This is a genomic window from Streptomyces gossypii, assembly GCF_025165795.1.
Taxonomy (GTDB): domain Bacteria; phylum Actinomycetota; class Actinomycetes; order Streptomycetales; family Streptomycetaceae; genus Streptomyces; species Streptomyces gossypii.
Map to the genome: position 1 here is coordinate 502,060 of NZ_JAJAGO010000001.1, position 18,719 is coordinate 520,778.

Here is an 18,719-nt window from a genome sequence, read left to right on the forward strand (position 1 = left end):
CGTCGACATGTGCACGACTGCAGTTGACCGCCCCGCGCCCAGGGGCACCACGGACGCCCGTCGGCGGCGGGTCGTGGGTTTGGGCACGCTCGTGGTGGTCCTCGTGCTGGCCGGGGCGGTGTCGCTGGCTGTCGGCGCGCGTGCGCTGAGCCCCGCCGAGGTGTGGCACGGGCTGTTCGCGGCGCCGGACGCCGATCAGCGGCTCACCGAGATCAGGCTCATCGTGCGGACCGTGCGGGTGCCCCGGACGGTGCTCGCTGTCGTGGCGGGCGTCGCCCTGGGGGTCGGCGGTGCGCTGATCCAGGGGTACACGCGCAATCCCATCGCCGATACGGGCCTGCTGGGGGTGAACGCCGGCGCCTCGTTCGCCGTGGTGTCGGTGATCGCCGTGTTCGGGTTGTCCAACCCGTTCCAGTACGTCTGGTTCGCCCTCCTGGGAGCGGCGGTCGCCGGTGTCGTCGTCTTCGGGCTGGCGAGCATCGGCCGGGGGGCGGGCAACCCGCTGACGCTCGCACTGGCCGGGCAGGGGATCACGGTGTTCCTCGGGGCGATGACCATGGCGGTCGCACTGTCGGACCAGAAGTCGCTGAACGCGCTGCGGTTCTGGAACTCGGGCTCCGTTGCGGGTGTCGGGTTCGACGTCATCTGGCCGGTTACCGCGTTCATCGCGGCCGGGCTGGTGCTGGCGCTGACCACGCTCCCCGCCCTCAACCTGCTCAACCTCGGTGACGACGTGGCGCGGGGGCTGGGTGTCAACCTCGCGCTGAGCCGGACCGTCGGCATCCTCGCCATCACCCTGCTGGCGGGCGCGGCGACCGCGGCGTGCGGCCCCATCGCGTTCCTCGGGCTGATGGTGGCCCATGTGGCCCGGTATCTGACCGGTGCGGACTACCGCTGGCTGGTGCCGTACGCCGGTCTGCTCGGAGCCGTCGTCCTCCTGGTCTGCGACATCGTGGGGCGTCTGGTGGTGCGGCCGGGCGAGTTGGACGCGGGTATCGTCGTCGCCCTTCTCGGCGCCCCGTTCTTCGTGGCTCTGCTGTGGCGAGGAAAGTTCAAGAACACATGAACGGGGCAGAGGTGAAGCCATCGGTGGCGCCGGGTGTCCGGCTGGGCGGCCACGTGTCGTTCGTATGGCGGCCCTGGATCGTGTGCGTCACGCTGCTGCTGGCGGCGGCGACCTTCCTGGTCTTCTGCCTGTCCATCAGCATCGGGGACTTCCCCATCGGTCTGTCCCGGGTGATCGCCACGATCTTCGGCCGGGGCGAGCAGGTCGACGAGTTCGTGGTGATGGATCTGCGGATGCCGCGTGCCCTGGCCGGGCTCGTCGTGGGGATCGCGCTGGGAGTGTCCGGGGCCATCACTCAGTCCGTCGCGCGCAATCCGCTGGCCAGCCCGGACATTCTGGGGATCACCGGGGGTGCCGGTGCGGTCGCCGTGTTCCTGGTGACGGTGTCGGGCGGGACCGCCACGGCAGTCGTCAGCACCGTGGGCCTGTCCGCGGCGGCGGTCGCGGGCGGTCTCGGCACGGGACTGCTCGTCTACTTCCTGGCGTGGCGGCGCGGGATCGACGGCTTCCGGCTCATCCTCATCGGCATCTCGGTGAGCGCCGTGATGGAGGCGATCACGACCTGGCTGCTGGTCAGGGCAGACATCAACGACGTGGCCCGGGCCCAGACCTGGTTGGTCGGCTCACTGGACAACCGCTCGTGGGACGAAGTCCGGGTGGCGCTCTGGTGCTCGCTCGTCCTCTTGGCCGTCGTGGCCTGTGCCGCGTTCCAGTTCAAGCCGATGCACCTCGGAGACGAGGTCGCCGCGGGCCTGGGCGTCCGGTATTCGAGGGTGCGGGCGCTCCTGCTGCTGTGCGCGGTCCTGCTGGCCGCGGTGGCGGTGGGCGCGGCGGGCCCGGTCCCGTTCGTCGCACTGGTGGCTCCACAGGTGGCGATGCGTCTGACCAGGTACCCGACGCCGCCGATGGTGGCCTCCGGCCTGGTGGGAGCGTTGCTGCTGATCGGCTCGGACCTGACGGCGCGCACGATGCTGCCGGTCTCTCTCCCGGTGGGCGTGGTCACCGCCGCGATCGGCGGCCCCTTCCTCGTCTATCTGCTGGTACGGGCGAACCGCAGATGATGATAGAAAGGTTAGGCAAGCCTAAATAAAGGGGGACTTGTGACCGCGCAGTGCATCACGGAGATCGGGTCCGGGGTCGATGACGCCGCTCGGCTGGCAGCCAGGGGCGTCACGGTCGGGTACGGCGGCCGGACGGTCATCGATGACCTCCACGTAGCGATCCCGCCGGGGGTGATCACCACGATCATCGGCCCCAACGGCTGCGGGAAGTCCACCCTGTTGCGCACCCTGACGCGACTGCTCAAGCCGGTCAAGGGGTCGGTCGTCCTGGACGGCGAGGACATCGTCAAGCTCAGAACGAGGGATGTGGCGAAGAAACTCGGGCTGCTGCCGCAGGCGCCGGTCGCCCCGGAAGGGCTGACGGTCTCCGACCTGGTCGCCAGGGGCCGCCATCCGCACCAGAGTTGGCTGCGGCAGTGGTCGTCGGACGACGCCGCCGTCGTGGAGCGCGCACTGGCGATGACCGGGGTCTCCGAGCTGGCCGACCGCCCGGTCGACTCCTTGTCCGGCGGGCAGCGTCAGCGCGTCTGGATCTCGATGACCCTGGCTCAGGGAACCGATCTGCTGCTGCTGGACGAGCCGACCACCTACCTCGACCTGGCGCACGCGATCGACGTGCTCGACCTGGTCGACGACCTGCACGAGTCGGGGTGCACGGTGGTCATGGTGCTGCACGACCTCAATCTGGCCACGCGCTACAGCGACAACCTCATCGTGATGCGGGAGGGTGCGATCCAGGCGCAGGGCCACCCGCGCGACGTGATCACCGCCGAGTTGCTGCACGAGGCGTTCGGACTGCAGGCCAAGGTGATCGACGACCCGGTGGGCGACCGGCCGCTCATCGTCCCCATCGGCCGCACTCACGTCCGGCTCGGCCAGCTGGGCCCGAGCAAGAGCTAAGTTAGGCTAGGCTAGCCTCACTTCAGCGCGATACGGTTCGTCCGCCCTGACACAGGGTGCAGCGGACGGTGCGAAAGCAAGGGATCTGGCATGCTCCTCCATCGAACGACACTCGTGAAGCCCTGGCGGCGCCTGGCGGCGGTCCTGTCCGCCGCGACGCTCGGCGTCGGCCTCCTCGTGGGCTGCGGCTCCGACTCGGCGGAGGATGCGCCGGGCGACGACGCCCCCGCCGCCGCGGGCGGCGCATTCCCGGTCACCGTGGAGCATGCGTTCGGATCCACGGAGGTCACCAAGGCGCCCAAGCGGGTCGTCTCCGTCGGCTACACGGACGACCAGGCCATGCTGGCGCTGGGCACCAAGCCGGTCGGCATGGTCGACCAGTATCCGAACCCGGCGGGCAAGTCCCCCGACATCAACACCCAGTGGCCCTGGGTGAAGGACAAGTGGGGCGACACCCGCCCCGAGGTCATCATGAAGAACGGCGACTCGGGCCCGAACTACGAGAAGATCGCCGCCCTGCGGCCGGACCTGATCGTCGCGGTCTACTCCGAGATCGACAAGGCAGCCTTCGACAAGCTCTCCAAGATAGCTCCGACGGTGGGCCGTACCAAGGCCGAGAAGGAGCCCTTCAGCGCGCCGTGGCAGGACAACGCGGTCCACATCGCCAAGGCGCTGGGCAAGGAGGAAGAGGGCACCAAGCTGGTGCGGGGCATCGAGAGCAAGCTCAAGGCGGCCAAGAAGGCGCACCCGGAGTTCGCGGACCAGACCGCCGTGGCGTTGTCCTGGTACGAGGACTCGGTTGCGCCGTTCACCTCCACCGACGTGCGCGGACGGCTGCTGACGGGCATCGGCTTCACGTACCAGACCGAGATCGACAAGGTCGCGGAAGGCAGCTTCTCCACCGAACTCTCCCCCGAGCGCATCGACCTGGTCGACGTCGACCGCATCTTCGTCATCAACGACAAGGCGGACACGGAAGCGCTGAAGAAGTTCAAGCTGTTCACCAACCTGGACGCCGTGAAGAAGGGCAACGTGTCGTACCTGCTGGACAGTGAGGGCCCGGCAGTCGGCGCGGCCATGTCCCAGGGCACCCTGCTGTCCCTGCCGTACGCCATCGACGAGCTCGTCAAGTCGGCCGAGTAGGTGTGGGCACGCCCGAGACGCGCGCCGCCCCGGCGACTCTGCGCACGGCGACCGGAGGCCAGGCCAACCGATGGATCGCGGCGCACTGCCGCGAGATGCCCTGGCTGACGGTCGCCACCGTGCTCACCACGGTGGCCGGGGCGGCGCTCCAGGTGCTCCCGGTGCTCCTGCTCGGCCGGGTTGTCGACGGGGTGGCCGAGGGCGGGTCCCGCTCGATCCTGGTCACGGTCGGGGTGTTGATGGTGGCTGCCGCGCTGCTCGGCGCGGTGGCCACCGCGGTGTCGACCTACCTGATCGGGCGGCTGGGCGCGGATCTGCTCGCGCGGCTGCGCGAAGGCGCGGTACGGGCGGTGCTGGGAATGCCGAGCGCGCGGATCGAGCAGGCCGGCCGGGGAGACGTGCTGTCCCGGGTCGGTGACGATGTGGCCGTGCTGTCCAAGGGCATCCGCACAGCCGTCCCCACCGTGTTCTCGGCGGGGGTGCTGGTCGCCATCGCGACCGTCGGCATGTTCGGACTGGACTGGCGGCTCGGTCTGGCGGGCGCCGGCGCGCTGCCCGCGTACGCCCTGGCACTGCGCTGGTATCTCCCCCGGTCCGCGCCGCTCTACCGGAAGCAGCGGGTGGCGCAGGCCGACCGTGCGCAGGCGTTGATCAGTGGCCTGAACGGGATCGACACGGTCCGTGCGTACCGCCTTGAGGGCGCCTTCCGCGAGAAGGTCACCAGCGAGTCGTGGCGGGTGCGCGAACTCGGCATCGAGGTCTTCCGGTTCTTCGGCCGGTTCGTCGGCCGGGAGAACCGCGCCGAGTTCATCGGCCTCGTCCTGATCCTCGTGGCCGGGTACGCCCTGCTGGAGGCCGACGCCGCCAGCCTGGGCGAGGTGTCGGCGGCCCCGCTGATGTTCCACCGGCTGTTCACCCCGCTGGGCGCCATCATGTTCACCTTCGACGAGGCGCAGAAGTCGGGCGCGAGCCTGACGCGGCTCGTCGGGGTGCTGGGGGAGGCTGCGGAGGACAGACTGGTGGGGGACGCGTCTGTCGCCCCGGCGGACGCGGGGCCGTACCCGGTGCGGGTGGAGGGGCTGACGTTCAGCTATCCCGACGCCGAGGAGCCCGTCCTCCGGGAGGTCAGCCTGACGATCCCGGCCGGCGGCTCGCTCGCTCTGGTGGGGGCGACGGGCGCGGGCAAGTCGACGCTGGCCGCGCTGATCGCGGGCATCGGGTCACCGCAGTCCGGGTCGGTGCGTGTGGGGCCGCACGACCTCGCCGGTCTGGACGAGGCCGGGGCGCGGGCGTTGGTGAGCATCCTGACGCAGGAGACGCACGTGTTCTCCGGGCCGCTCGCCGACGATCTGCGGCTGGCCGCGCCGGAGGCGGGCGATGCCGAGCTGGCGGAGGCGTTGCGCACGGTCGGCGCTTCCGGGTGGGTCGACGCGCTGCCCGAGGGGCTGAACACCATGGTCGGCGAGGGCGGCGAGCGTCTGGACGTGACCAGGGTCGCCCAGATCGCCCTGGCCCGGCTGGTGTTGGCCCGCTCGCCGGTGGTGGTGCTCGACGAGTCGACGGCGGAGGCGGGCAGTGAGGGCGCCGCCGAGCTGGAACGGGCCGTGCTGGCCGCGTGCGCGGGCCGGACCACGTTGTTCGTGGCGCACCGGCTGACCCAGGCGATGACGGCGGACCGGATCGCCGTACTGGACGCGGGGCGTGTGGTGGAGCAGGGAAGCCACGAGGAGTTGGTGGCTCTGGGGGGCAGGTATGCGCGGCTGTGGCGGGCCTGGCGGGAGAGTAGCTAGGTAGTAGTTAGGTAATCCTAAGTTAGGCTAGGCTAACTTTCACGCCGGGAAGGGATGCTGTGTCTTCGATGAGGGATTCGACGGGGGAACACCGCGCTCGCCACGTACTGCTCTCCCCCACCTCGCTGGCCGACGTGCGCCGGCGAACCGGCGACTTCTCCGACCGGACCATCGCCGAAGCGTGCGCCATCGGGCTTTCGTACTGGGCGACGGGCCGCAGCCCCGACGGCATGGACCTCACCCCGGCCACTCCGTTCGCCGACGTCCTCGGGTGGGCCGGCGACGGCGGGGCCGGGCCGCAGGGCTGGGAGGCCGGTGCGGACGGCCGGAGCATCGCCGTTCCGGAAGGCGTCGCGCCGGCTCAGGCGCAGCTCGCGCTGGACGACCTGGCCCTCTTCCCGAACCGGCCCCTCGGCACCATCAGCCCTACCAGCGTCGCGGCGAGGCTGGAGGCGCTGGCCGAGTGGAACGACACCGGGGCCGACCGGGACCGCCCGACGCTCGTGGAGATGTTCGCCGAGCAGGCACGGGCCAGGCCGGACGCCGTCGCCATCGTCGACGAGCAGCGATCGCTGACCTACGGTGAGGCGGCCGAGCTGTCGGGCCAGTTGGCCCACCATCTGATCGAACGCGGCCTCACCGCCGAACAGGTGGTCGGCATCTCGCTGGACCGCTCCGCCGAGATGGTGATCGGGCTGCTCGCCGTGCTCCAGGCGGGATGCGCGTTCGTACCGCTCGATCCGCAGTGGCCCGCCGCGCGCCGAGCCGTCGTCATCGAGGACGCCCGGGTCGTGGTGCAGCTCAACGGCTCCGGCGAGCAGCGCCCGGGTGAACCGGCCGCCGTGGCCGTCGACCTCGGTGACTGGCGGTTCGGCTCCTGCCCTGCCGAGGGCACCGGAGTCACCCTCCCCGGCTCCGCCCTGGCATACGTCATCTTCACGTCCGGTTCGACCGGGCGCCCCAAGGGCGCGATGATCCGGCACGAAGCCATCAGTGAGCGCCTGCTGTGGCAGGTCGACGAGATCCTGGGTTGCGGTCACGACGACGCGTCGCTGTTCAAGGCGCCGCTGTCCTTCGACATCTCCATCAACGAGATCTTCCTGCCGCTGGTGTCCGGCGGCAGACTGGTGGTCCTGCGTCCCGGCGGCGAGCGCGACCCGCACCATCTGCTGAGGGTGATCGCCGAACAGCGCGTCACCTTCACCTATCTGGTGTCGTCCATGCTGGACGTGCTGTTGGAGATCGCGGGCGACTCCGGTCGTCTCGACAGCCTGCGGCACGTGTGGTGCGGCGGCGAGGTGCTGACCCCGGAGCTCTACGAAAGGTTCCGCACCCGGCTCGACATCCCCATGTACCACGGCTACGGCCCGGCCGAAACGACGATCGGTGTCTCGCACGTCATCTACCGGGGCGCGGCGGAACGCCTGTCGACGTCGATCGGCAAGGCCAACCCCAACACCCGGTTGTACGTGCTGGACGACGAACTGCGCCCGGTCCCGGTAGGGGTCGGCGGCGAGTTGTACGCGGGAGGACTCCTGCTGGGGCGCGGGTACGTCCAAGCGCCCGGCCTGACGGCGTCCCGCTTCGTGGCGAATCCGTTCGCAGACGACGGGTCCCGGCTCTACCGGACGGGTGACCTCGCGCGGTTCGCCCCGGACGGGTCGCTGGACTTCCTCGGCCGGGCCGACAACCAGATCAAGATCCGCGGTATGCGGCTGGAAATCGAGGACGTCGAGATCGGTCTCGCCGAGCACCCCCGCGTACGGCACACCTGCGTGGTCGCGAAGAAGAACGCGACGGGCGGCACCTACCTGGTGGGATACGTGATCCCGGCCGCCGGGGCCGAGGGCCTGGGCGCGGAAGAGCTCAAGGCGTGGGCCGCCGAGCACATGGTCGCCCACATGGTGCCCGCCCACCTCGTGGTGATGCGGGAGTTCCCGCTCACCGCGAACGGCAAGGTCGACCGGGGGGCGCTGCCGGAGCCCGCGACCGCCACGGGCCCGCTCGTCGCGCCCGCCACCGAGAACGAGCACGCGGTCTGCGCGGCGGTCGCGGCGGTGCTGCGGCGGGGAGATGCCGACGCAGTCGGTGTCGACCAGGACTTCTTCCAGCTCGGCGGAGACAGCATTCTGGCGATCTCCCTGCTGAGCACGCTGCGCGAAGCGGGCCTCCACGTCACCGCACAGCAGATCTTCACCCACAGCGTCCTGAGGGCGCTGGCGGCGGTGGCGAGCTGTGAGGACGTCTCCATGCTGGACGACGGAGATGTCCCCACTGGTTCCGTCGTGGGCTCGCCCATCGTGCAGTGGCTCGGCGAGACCACGGACACGATCGACGGCTTCGTGCAGTCCGTGGTGCTGAACACCCCGTCCTGCCTGACCGCCGACGCACTCGACGGGATACTCGCCGCGCTGCTCGCGCGACACGACATGCTGCGCGCCAAGCTGGTGCGCGGCGACCGCGGCGACCGCTGGAGCTTCGACATCCCGGAGACGGGCAGGGCCGTCGCAGCGTGGCAGGAGAGCGACCGACCGCTCGACGCGTGCGTCGCGCTCGCCACCGACGGGCTCGACCCGGACGACGGCGTGATGCTGCGTGCCGTCTGGCGCCGCGAGGCACGGCAGTTGGTCCTCGCCGTCCATCATGTGGTAATCGACGGCGTGTCCTGGCGGATCCTGATGGAGGATCTGGCCACGGCCTGGCGGCAGTTCACCTCGGGCGCGCCGATCGAGCTGCCCCCGGTGGGCACGTCGTTCCGGCGCTGGACGCAGTTGCTGGAGGGCGCGGCGTTCGGCGCGGACCGTGCCCATTACCAGCGCCCCCTGCCGGGAGGGGACGCACCGGTGGGCCGGCGCGCGCTGTCCGAAGCCGACACCGTCGCCCGGGAGCGGACTCAGACGGTCTCGGTGGGCCCCGAGGTCACGGCCGCACTGCTGGGCGAGATTCCCGCGAAGTTCCACGCGGGCGTGAACGACGTGCTGCTGACCGCGCTCGCGGTCACCCTCGCCCGGTGGCGCCGCGACCTCGGGCAGGATCAGACCTTCGCCCACATCGAACTCGAAGGCCACGGCCGCGAAGGCCGGTTCGTGGCGGGCAGCGCCGGCTTCGAGCCGGACCTGTCGCGGACCGTGGGCTGGTTCACCACCCTCTTCCCGGTGACGGTGGACCCCGGTGCGACCGCCGACTTCGGCGCCCCCGCCTATCTGGCCGCCGCGCTCAAGGCGGTCAAGGAAGACCTCGCCCGGGTGCCGGGCAACGGCGTTTCCTACGGTGCCCTGCGATACCTGTCCGGCGCCGGGTTCGACGCGCCCGCACCGCAGGTGTTGTTCAACTATCTGGGCCGCTTCGACGCGGGCGCCTCCGGGGACTGGCAGCTCACGGGCGCCACGGGCCAGCTGGGCGAGAAGCGCGATCCGAGGACGCGCCTGCCGCGGGCTCTGGAGTTCAACGCGACAGCCGAAGCCGGCTCCACCGGCGGGTACGAGCTGATCACCACCCTCTCCTGGCCCGAGGGGATGTTCACCGAGGAGGACATCGCCACGCTCGGCGCGTACTTCCGGGCGGCCTTGACCGGACTGGCCGCGCTCGACGAGGGCGGCCACTCACCCAGCGACTTCGCCCTGGTGCCGCTCACACAGTCCGACGTCGACGCCCTGGACGGCCCGTCGCTGCGGGACATCCTGCCGTTGACCCCGCTGCAGGAGGGCCTGTACTTCCACTCGGTCTTCGACGACGACTCGGCGGGCAGCTACGTCGAGCAGCAACTGCTGACCCTGGACGGCGAGGTGGACGCCGACCGGCTCGCGGCGGCGGCCACCCGGCTGCTCACGCTGTACCCGAACCTGGCCGCACGGTTCGTGGCCCTCGCCGACGGCCGTGTGGTCTCCGTCCTGGAGAGCGCTGGGGAGGCGCCCTTCACCACGCTGGACCGTCCCGGCATCACCGACGAGGAGATCCGCGAGCACGCCGAGCGGGACCGCCGCGCCGGTTTCGACCTGGCCACCGGCCCGCTGATGCGGTACACGCTCCTGTGCGGGGGCCCCGGCCGTGAGGTCCTTGTGCAGACGGTGCACCACCTCCTCGCCGACGGCTGGTCGGTGCCGCCGATGCTGCGCGCCCTGCTGGCCGAGTACCACGCGCCGGGCAGCGTGTGCCCACTCGGCGGCTTCCCCGACTACGTGAGCTGGCTCGCCGGACGCGACGACGGCGAGAGCGACCGGGTGTGGCGCGAGCAGCTCACCGGCCTGGCCGGCCCCTCGCTGGTCGCCGAGGGGCACAGCCCCTCCGACGCGTTCGCCGAGACCGCCGTGGAACCGGTGGAGGACGTCGACGCGGCCTGCCGCTCGGCCGGCGTACCGCTGAGCGCCGCCGTGCACAGTGCCTGGGCGGTGACGCTCAGCGGTGTCCTGCACGGGAGGGACGTGGTGTTCGGTTCCACGGTGTCCGGGCGCGACGCGGAGGTGCCCGGCATCTCGGACATGGTGGGTCTGTTCATCAACACGATCCCCGTGCGCGCCCGATGGGCCCGCACCACCACGGCGCGCGAGCTGCTCGCCTCGGTGTGGGAGCACCAGAGCGCGGTGCTGCCGCACCAGCACGTCTCGCTGTCCAGGATCGGCCGTCAGGCCGGCACCGGTCCCCTGTTCGACACCCTGGTGGTGTTCGACATCGCGACGGATGTGGACGGCCTGCGCGGTCCTGACGACGAGCTGGTCATCACCGGCATCGTGAACGAGGGCGCCCCGCACTACCCGTTGACGCTGGTGGTGGAGCGTGACCCCGACGACCGTGCGCGCTTCCGCCTGATCTACGACGGCGAACTGCTGCGGCAGGCGAGCGCCCAGGCACTCCTGCGCACCTTCGCCCGTACCCTCACCGGCCTGCTCACCCGGCCGGACGCCCTCGTCGGCAGCCTTGCCGACGGCACGCCCGAGGACGCCCGGCGTCCGCGTCCCGCAGGGCTCCCTCGGACGACGCTGGGCGGACTGTTCGACGCCGCCGTGAACCGCGCCCCGGCCGCCACCGCCGTCACCCAGTGCGGACTCGACGGCGGTACCAGGTCACTGACCTACGGCGAGCTGGCGGACGCCAAGAACGAGCTGGCGTCGGCCCTGCGCGCGGCCGGGGTCGGGCCGGGCGAACAGGTCGCCGTCGCCGTCCCGCGCTCACTCGAACAGGTGGTCGCCCTGATCGCGGTCGTCACCGCGGGCGGCGCGTACGTGCCGCTGGACCTGGCCTACCCGGACGAGCGGCTGGAGTACATCCTCGCCGACGCCGCTCCGCAGGTGGTCCTCGTCGACCGTGAGCAGCGAGACCGCTTCACGGAACTGCTGGCCCGGGCGGGCGTCCCGGCCCGCGTGCTCGTGCAGGGCGACGAACCGCCGCAGGGGGACGAGCCGCCGCCGGGCACCTGGCCCGAGGTCAGCGGTCAGGACCCCGCGTACGTCATCTACACGTCCGGCTCGACCGGCAGGCCCAAGGGTGTCGTCGTCCAGCACTCCAGCGTGGTGACACTGCTCGCGAACACCCAGCCCGACATGGGCTTCGGCCCGCACGACGTGTGCGTCCAGTTCCACTCCTTCTCCTTCGACTTCGCGGTCTGGGAGCTGTGGGGCGCGCTGGTGCACGGCGCTGAGCTGCTGGTGCCGGACTACGGGCTGACCCGCTCCCCCGTCGACTTCCACCGGCTGGTCCGCGAGCGCGGAGTCACCGTGCTCAACCAGACCCCTTCGGCGTTCTACCAGTTCACCGAAGCCGACCGGCACGGCGGTGAGCCGGTCACGGCGCTGCGCCGGATCGTCTTCGGCGGCGAAGCACTGGATCTCGGACGGTTGCGCGGCTGGGTCGAGCGGCACGGCACGGCCTCGCCGGAGCTGGTCAACATGTACGGCATCACCGAGACCACCGTCCACGTCACCCACCGGGTGCTGACCGAGGAGGACTTCGCCCTGCCCGGCGACGTCAGCCCGATCGGCGGCCCGATACCCGGCCTGGTCACCTATCTGCTCGACGACCGTCTCCGGCCCGTACCGCCGGGCCGCGTGGGCGCCATCTACGTCGCCGGCGACCAGGTGTCCCTGGGCTACCTGGGCAGGCCGGGGCTCACCGCAGGCCGGTTCGTGGCGGACCCGTTCGCGGACGACGGCTCCCGCATGTACCACACGGGTGACCTCGCCTGCCGCACGCTCGACGGCGAACTGCGGTTCACCGGCCGCGCGGACGACCAGGTGCAGCTCAAGGGTTTCCGTATCGAGCTGGGTGAGGTGGAGTCCGCGATCAGGGGACTCGACGGGGTGGTCGATGTGGCCGTCACCATGGCCGACAGCCGTGACCACCTCGTCGCACACATCGTGGGCCGGGTTCCCGGCGACCTCGCCGGGCTTCTGTCCACGGCCCTGCCCGCGTACATGGTGCCCAGCCAGGTGCTGCCGGTCGGCACTCTGCCGCTGACGGTCAACGGCAAGCTGGACCGGAAGGCGCTGGCAGAGCGGGCGGGCGCACCCCCCGCGGAGCGCCCCGGTGGCTTGGCGCTGACCACTCTCGTCGGCATCTTCACGGAAGCCCTGCCCGGCTGCGACGTGGATGGTGACACCGACTTCTTCATGGCCGGAGGCGACAGCATCGTCGCCATCACCGTGATCAACCGGGCCAGGGCACTCGGCCTGCCGATCGCGCCCCGGGACGTGTTCCTCTTCAGGACACCACGCGCGCTCGCCGGGCACCTGGGGACGCGCACGCCGCAGGCCGCCGTGACACCGCCCGCCCGCCGCGAGGACGGCCCGCTGACACCGACGCCGGTCATCCTGCGCCAGCGGGAGATGGGCGGATCGCTCGCCCGGTTCGCGCAGGCCAGGATGCTGGTGGCGGAAGAGGGCACCGGTTTCGCCGACGCCCAGCGCGCCGCGCACGCCGTCGTGGCCGCGCACCCGGCCCTCCGGATGCGGCTGCGCACCGAGTACGGAGTGTGGGCGCTGCGTACCGAACCCGCCTACGAGGTCACCGTCGTGCGGTCGGAAGCCACCGACGCGAGGAGCGCGGCGAACGAAGCCGCCGGACGGCTCGATCCCGAGTGCGGGGACGTCATCGCGTTCTCGTGGCTGGCCGCGAGCCGGACGCTGGTGGTCACCGTCCACCACCTCGCTGTCGACTCGGTGTCCTGGCTGGTCCTTCTCGACGACCTCGCCGCCGCTCTGCGCGGGACGGCCCTGGCACCGCCGACCACCTCCTATGCCGAGTACGCCGAAGCGCTGGCCACGCAGTCCGCCCAGGTGACCGGCGACCTCGGGCGCTGGGTCACCACGCTCCGGGCGCCCGCGCTGCTGTCCTCGGCCGGGGAGCTGCACGCGGTCGAGCGGCACGAGACCACCGTCGTACTGGCACCCGAGGTGAGCGACACGGTGACGCGTACCGCGCCGACCGCACTCGGCGTCGGCCTCACCGAGCTGCTGTGCGGCGCGCTGCGCACCGCGCTGACCCGCATCCAGCCCTCGCCCACCGATCTCGCGGTGGAGTTGGAGCGGCACGGCCGGGTCCCGGCGCTTGAACACCACGACTACACCCGCACGGTCGGCTGGTTCACCGCCATCGCGCCCGTGCGGCTGACCGCGCACACCGATCCCGTCGCGGCGGCGCACGAAGTCGCCGAGCGCCAGCCGAACGAGCGCGGCCACGTCGCCTACGGCCAGCTCAGGTACCTCAACCCGCAGACGGCCCCGCTGCTGAACGCCTGCCCGCAGGTGCTGTTCAACTACCTCGGCCGGGGCGGCGAGTCCCAGGCACTGCACGTCACCGGCGGCGAACAGCACAGCCCGTACGCCGTCGAGGTCAACGCGTGGACCGACGAGGCCACCGGAAGCCTGCATGCGGCCTTCACCCTCGCCGAGGGCATCCCCGACGAGATCACCGCGCACTGGCGGAGCGCGCTGGAACACATCGCGGAGTCGGCCTCGACGGCCGAGCGCACGGCACCGGTCACCCCGCTCCAACGGGGCCTGTTCTTCCAGGCCCAGCTGGCCGGTCCGGACGGTCCCGGCCGGGCGCGGTATGTCGCGCAGAGCTACTTCACCTTCGACCGGCGCCTGGACACCGACGCGCTGGCGGAGGCGATGGCGTACGTGATCGCGCGGCACCCGGTCGTGGGCGCCGGCTTCACCACCGACGACGACGGGAGCCCGGTCCAGGTCCTCCGTGCGGGCCGGCGGGTCGAGGTCCGCACGATCGAGCTGTCGACGGCGGCGGAGATCGAAGCCCTGCGCGCCCGGGACCGGGAGACGGGATTCGATCCGGGGAAGCCGCCGCTGATCCGGCTGACCGTGGTGGGTCTGCCCGACAGCCGCGACGGCCTGCTGCTGAGCTACCACCTGCTGCTGTGGGACGGCTGGTCCCGCGAGATCCTGTTGCGGGACCTGTTCGACGCCTATCAGGCCGTTGTCGCGGGCGAGCCGCTGGATGCGGCCCCGGCCACGCCGAGCTTCGAGGACTACGCCCGGCGGCTCGACGCCAGGGACCCCGCCGTGTCGGAACGCTTCTGGGCGGAGCACCTGGCCGGCCTGCCCGGCCCCACGCTGCTCGCCGGACCGCAGCCCTCCCTTTCGGACGGTCTGCCGCACGCGCTCGTGCACACGCTCTCCTCCGAGCAGTCGGAACTGCTGAGGGAAGCGGCAAGGGTGCACGGCGTCACGCTGAACTCGGTGCTGACCGGCGCGTTCGGCCTGCTGCTCGGCGCGCACACGGGCCGGAGTGACGCCGTGTTCGGCGTGACCGTCTCCGGCCGGGAGGGCGAGGGCCACTCCGGCATCGTCGGTGTGCTGCTCAACACCGTGCCCCTGTGGACGCGGGCACGGCCGGACGAGACAGCCGGCGAGTACCTGGCGGCCGTACAGGCGGCCAGGGTCGAGGCCATGGAGCACGAGCACCTCGGGCTCGGCGAGATCCAGCGGGCCAGTGGGCACGACACGCTCTTCGACAACCTGTTCGTGCTCCAGAACTTCCTGGACACGGACGCCTTCGCCGACATGAACACCAGGCACGGCATCACCTCGGTGAAGGCCGACGACTCCACCCACTACCCGTTCACGTGGGTCATCACGCCCGGCGAACGGCTGACGGTCAAGCTGGAGCACCGCGGAGCAGCGGGGCGCGGCACCGAGCACGCCCGTCGTCTCCTCGGCGACTACCTGCGCGTGCTGGAGGATCTGGCCCGGTGCACCGGGCCCGTCGGCGCACTGCGGGGCCCGGGGCCGGCGCCGGAGCCCGTCGAGCGCACGGACATCGGCACGGACACGGTCGTCGACCGGTTCGACCAGGCCGCGGAGCGTGACCCGGGGCGGGTCGCGCTCGTCGCCCACGGTTCGACGATGACCTTCGCCCAGCTGCGCGACCGCAGCCGTGCCGTGGCGGGTGTGCTCGCCCGGCGGGGCATCGGCCCCGAGAAGACCGTGGGCCTGGCGATCCCGCGCTCCCTCGATTCGATCGTGGCGCTGTTCGCCGTGCTGCGCGTCGGCGCCGCGTACGTACCGCTGGAGCTGGACCACCCGGACGAGCGGATCGCCGCTGTCGTCGCGGATGCCGGCCCGGAGGTGGTACTCACCGTGAGCGCCGTATCGCCCCGGCTGACCGGTGAACTGATCGAGCTGGACCGCCCGCTGCCCGAGGCCGAGCCGTATACGACATTCGCACCGGAGGACCCGGACCGCCTGCGGCACCCCGCGTACACCCTCTACACCTCCGGCTCGACCGGGAAGCCCAAGGGTGTGGTGACCGCATACGCCGGGCTCACCAACATGCTGATCAACCACCAGCGCAGGATCTTCGAGCCGGTCCTCGCGGAGCACGGCCACCGGGTCTTCCGGATCGCGCACACCGTGTCGTTCGCGTTCGACATGTCGTGGGAGGAACTGCTGTGGCTCGCCGACGGCCACGAGGTGCACATCTGCGACGAGGAACTGCGCCGCGACGCGCCCCGTCTTGTCGAGTACTGCCTCGGGCACGGGATCGACGTCATCAACGTGACCCCCACCTACGCGCAGCAACTGGTGGCCGAGGGCCTGCTCGACAACCCGGCGCGGCGCCCCGCGCTGGTGCTGCTGGGCGGCGAAGCCGTCACCCCGACGCTGTGGCGGCGGCTCGCGGAAACCGAGGGGACGGTCGGCTACAACCTGTACGGACCCACCGAGTACACCATCAACACCCTCGGCGTCGGCACCTTCGAGTGCCAGGACCCGGTGGTGGGCGTGGCTATCGACAACACCGACGTGTACGTGCTGGACCCGTGGCTGCGTCCGCTGCCGGACGGAGTCCCCGGTGAGCTGTACGTGTCGGGCATCGGCATCGCGCGCGGCTATCTCGGGCAGCCCTCCCAGACCGCGCACCGCTTCCTCGCGTGCCCCTTCGGCGAGCCCGGCGAACGCATGTACCGCACCGGGGACCTGGTGGTCCGGCGGACGGACGGGAACCTCACCTACCTCGGCCGCATCGACCAGCAGGTGAAGATCCGGGGGCACCGGGTCGAGCCGGGCGAAGTCGAGGCCGCGTTCGCAGCGCACCCGGCGGTACGGTTCGCCGCCGCGGTCGCCCAGCCCGACCCGCGGGTCGACGGGGCGTACCGGCTGGCCGCCTACCTCGTGCTGGACGGCTGCGAACTGGCGGCGGTCGCCGCGGAGGTGGGCGCCGAACTGCCGGACTTCCTGCGCCCGACGCACTATGCCCAGGTCTCCGGAATCCCGCTGACGGTGAACGGGAAGGCTGACACGAAGGCGTTGCCGGAGGCCAAGCCGCTGGGCGCGCTGACCACGCCGGGGGAACGCGGCCCGGAGACGGAGACCGAGACCGCGGTGTGCGAAGTCTTCGCCGAGGCACTGGACCTGGACGATGACGAGGTGAGCGCGGTGAGCGACTTCGTGTCCCTCGGAGGGCACTCCATGCTGGCGGTGCGGCTGGCCGGGCTGCTCCGCCGAGAGTACGGTCCTGTGGTCACGATCCGTGACCTGTTCACCCTGCGAACCCCGGAAGCGATTGCCCGCCATCTCGATGACCACTCCTGACACACAGCCCCGCTCGGGGCCCGGCATCCTCCGCACCGCGCTGCGCCGCAACATCGGTGCCATGACCTGGGGCACCGTCCTCATGGGCCTGTACCAGGCAGGTGAGACCGCCTTCCCCATCGCGCTCGGCCTGATCGTCGAACACACACTGCGGGAGGACCGGAACCTCGGCTCCCTCGCCCTGTCGATCGCCGCGCTGGCCGTGATCATCACCACCGTTTCGCTGTCGTGGCGGTTCGGGATGCGCGTCCTGCAGAAGGCCAACACCACCGAGGCCCACCGCTGGCGTGTGCGGGTCGCGGCCTGCGGGCTCCAGCCGGTGGCCAGGGACGTCGACCTCAAGTCCGGCGAGGTGCTGACCATCGCCACCGAGGACGCCGACCAGACGGCCGACATCATCGAAGTGGTACCGCTGCTGATCAGCTCGCTGGTCGCGGTGCTGGTCGCGGCGTTCGCACTGGGTTTGGCAGACATCCGGCTCGGCCTGCTGGTGATCGTGGGCACCGTGGCGATCCTGTCGGTCCTGAGCGTGATGTCCAAGCGGATCGGCTCGAGCACCCGCGAACAGCAGGCGCGGGTGGCGCGGGCGGGCGCGAAGGTCGCCGACCTGATCACCGGTCTGCGCCCGCTGCACGGCTTCGGCGGCAACCAGGCGGCGTTCCTGTCCTATCGGAAGGTCAGCACGCGGGCCAGACGCCAGGCGATCACCGTCGCCAGGGTGAACGGCGTGTACGCGGGCACCGCGCTGGCCCTGAACGCGGTCCTCGCCGCGGCGGTGACGCTGACGGCGGGCTGGCTCGCGTTCGACGGCAGGATCAGCATCGGGGAGCTGGTCATGGCGGTGGGTCTCGCGCAGTTCATCATGGAACCGCTCAAGCTGTTCTCGGAGATGCCGAAGTACGTGATGGTCGCGCGCGCGTCGGCCGAGCGGATGGCGCTGGTGCTCGCCGCGCCACCGGTGACGGCTCCGGGCCCGGAGTGCCCGGCCCCGGGCGGAGACCTGGAGGTCGACTGCGTCCGGTACGGGCCCCTGCGCAAGCTGAAGTTCCAGGTGGCCGCCGGGGAGTTCGCGGCGATCGCCGTCTATCAGCCGCGCGCGGCGGCCGACCTCGCGGCGGTCCTCGCCGTGAACGTCCCGCCCGACGCTTACGAGGGCGTGGTGCGGGTCAGCGGGCGGGAGCTGACGGACCTGTCGATCGAGGCGGTCCGCGCGCACCTGCTGGTGAACCCGTACGACGGGGAGATCTTCGCGGGCAGCCTCCGCACGAACATCGACCCGTCGGGCACCAGCCGGATGCTCCCCGAAGCCGTCGAGGCGTCCATGCTGACCGATGTCGTCGCCCTCCACCGTGAAGGACTCGACTACGCGGTCCGTGACCGCGGCGCGAACCTTTCCGGGGGGCAGCGCCAACGGCTCTCCCTGGCCCGCGCACTGGCCGCCGACACCGACATCCTCGTCCTGCACGATCCGACGACGGCGGTAGACGCGGTCACCGAACAGCTCGTCGCACGCAACGTAGCGAAGCTGCGCCGGGGCCGTACCACCGTCGTGATCACCAACAGCCCGGCCCTGCTGGACGCCGCCGACCGTGTCCTCGTACTGGACGACGGCGTCATCATCGCCGAGGGCACCCACCGCAACCTGCTCGCCGCCGACGAGGACTACTGCCTGGCCGTGGCCCGGTGACGCCCTAAGAGCCCCTGACAGAATGGGCGG

Annotated in this window: 7 protein-coding genes; all 7 read left to right on the plus strand. The window is 71.3% G+C overall.

Annotated elements, in window-relative coordinates:
* The first annotated feature begins 7 nt into the window (after positions 1-7).
* On the plus strand, positions 8-1,066 hold the full coding sequence (locus LHJ74_RS02335; protein ID WP_260215709.1) for a FecCD family ABC transporter permease: 1,059 nt from the start codon (positions 8-10) through the stop codon (positions 1,064-1,066).
* The gene (locus LHJ74_RS02340; protein WP_260215710.1) at positions 1,063-2,127 is read left to right on the plus strand and encodes a FecCD family ABC transporter permease; all 1,065 of its coding nucleotides are present in this window, start codon (positions 1,063-1,065) and stop codon (positions 2,125-2,127) included. The genes LHJ74_RS02335 and LHJ74_RS02340 overlap by 4 nt, the downstream gene beginning before the upstream one ends.
* Before the next feature lie 39 nt (positions 2,128-2,166).
* Positions 2,167-3,027, plus strand: a complete 861-nt coding sequence (locus LHJ74_RS02345; protein ID WP_260215711.1) for an ABC transporter ATP-binding protein — start codon at positions 2,167-2,169, stop codon at positions 3,025-3,027.
* A gap of 90 nt (positions 3,028-3,117) precedes the next feature.
* Complete coding sequence (locus LHJ74_RS02350; RefSeq protein WP_260215712.1) at positions 3,118-4,170, plus strand: iron-siderophore ABC transporter substrate-binding protein; 1,053 nt, start codon at positions 3,118-3,120, stop codon at positions 4,168-4,170.
* Positions 4,171-4,172: 2 nt separating this feature from the next.
* Positions 4,173-5,960: an ABC transporter ATP-binding protein gene (locus tag LHJ74_RS02355; protein WP_260215714.1), complete on the plus strand. Its 1,788-nt coding sequence runs from the start codon at positions 4,173-4,175 to the stop codon at positions 5,958-5,960.
* A 68-nt stretch (positions 5,961-6,028) separates the two neighbouring features.
* On the plus strand, positions 6,029-17,002 hold the full coding sequence (locus LHJ74_RS02360) for a non-ribosomal peptide synthetase (protein ID WP_260215715.1): 10,974 nt from the start codon (positions 6,029-6,031) through the stop codon (positions 17,000-17,002).
* Positions 16,989-18,689: an ABC transporter ATP-binding protein gene (locus tag LHJ74_RS02365; RefSeq protein WP_260215717.1), complete on the plus strand. Its 1,701-nt coding sequence runs from the start codon at positions 16,989-16,991 to the stop codon at positions 18,687-18,689. The genes LHJ74_RS02360 and LHJ74_RS02365 overlap by 14 nt, the downstream gene beginning before the upstream one ends.
* The last annotated feature ends 30 nt before the right edge of the window (positions 18,690-18,719 follow it).

Excerpts from the sequence above, each read along its gene's own strand:
- LHJ74_RS02360 (WP_260215715.1), top strand. The coding sequence starts at position 6,029 with ATGAGGGATTCGACGGGGGAACACCGCGCTCGCCACGTACTGCTCTCC.
- LHJ74_RS02365 (WP_260215717.1), top strand. The coding sequence starts at position 16,989 with ATGACCACTCCTGACACACAGCCCCGCTCGGGGCCCGGCATCCTCCGC.
- LHJ74_RS02340 (WP_260215710.1), top strand. The coding sequence starts at position 1,063 with ATGAACGGGGCAGAGGTGAAGCCATCGGTGGCGCCGGGTGTCCGGCTG.
- LHJ74_RS02335 (WP_260215709.1), top strand. The coding sequence starts at position 8 with ATGTGCACGACTGCAGTTGACCGCCCCGCGCCCAGGGGCACCACGGAC.
- LHJ74_RS02350 (WP_260215712.1), top strand. The coding sequence starts at position 3,118 with ATGCTCCTCCATCGAACGACACTCGTGAAGCCCTGGCGGCGCCTGGCG.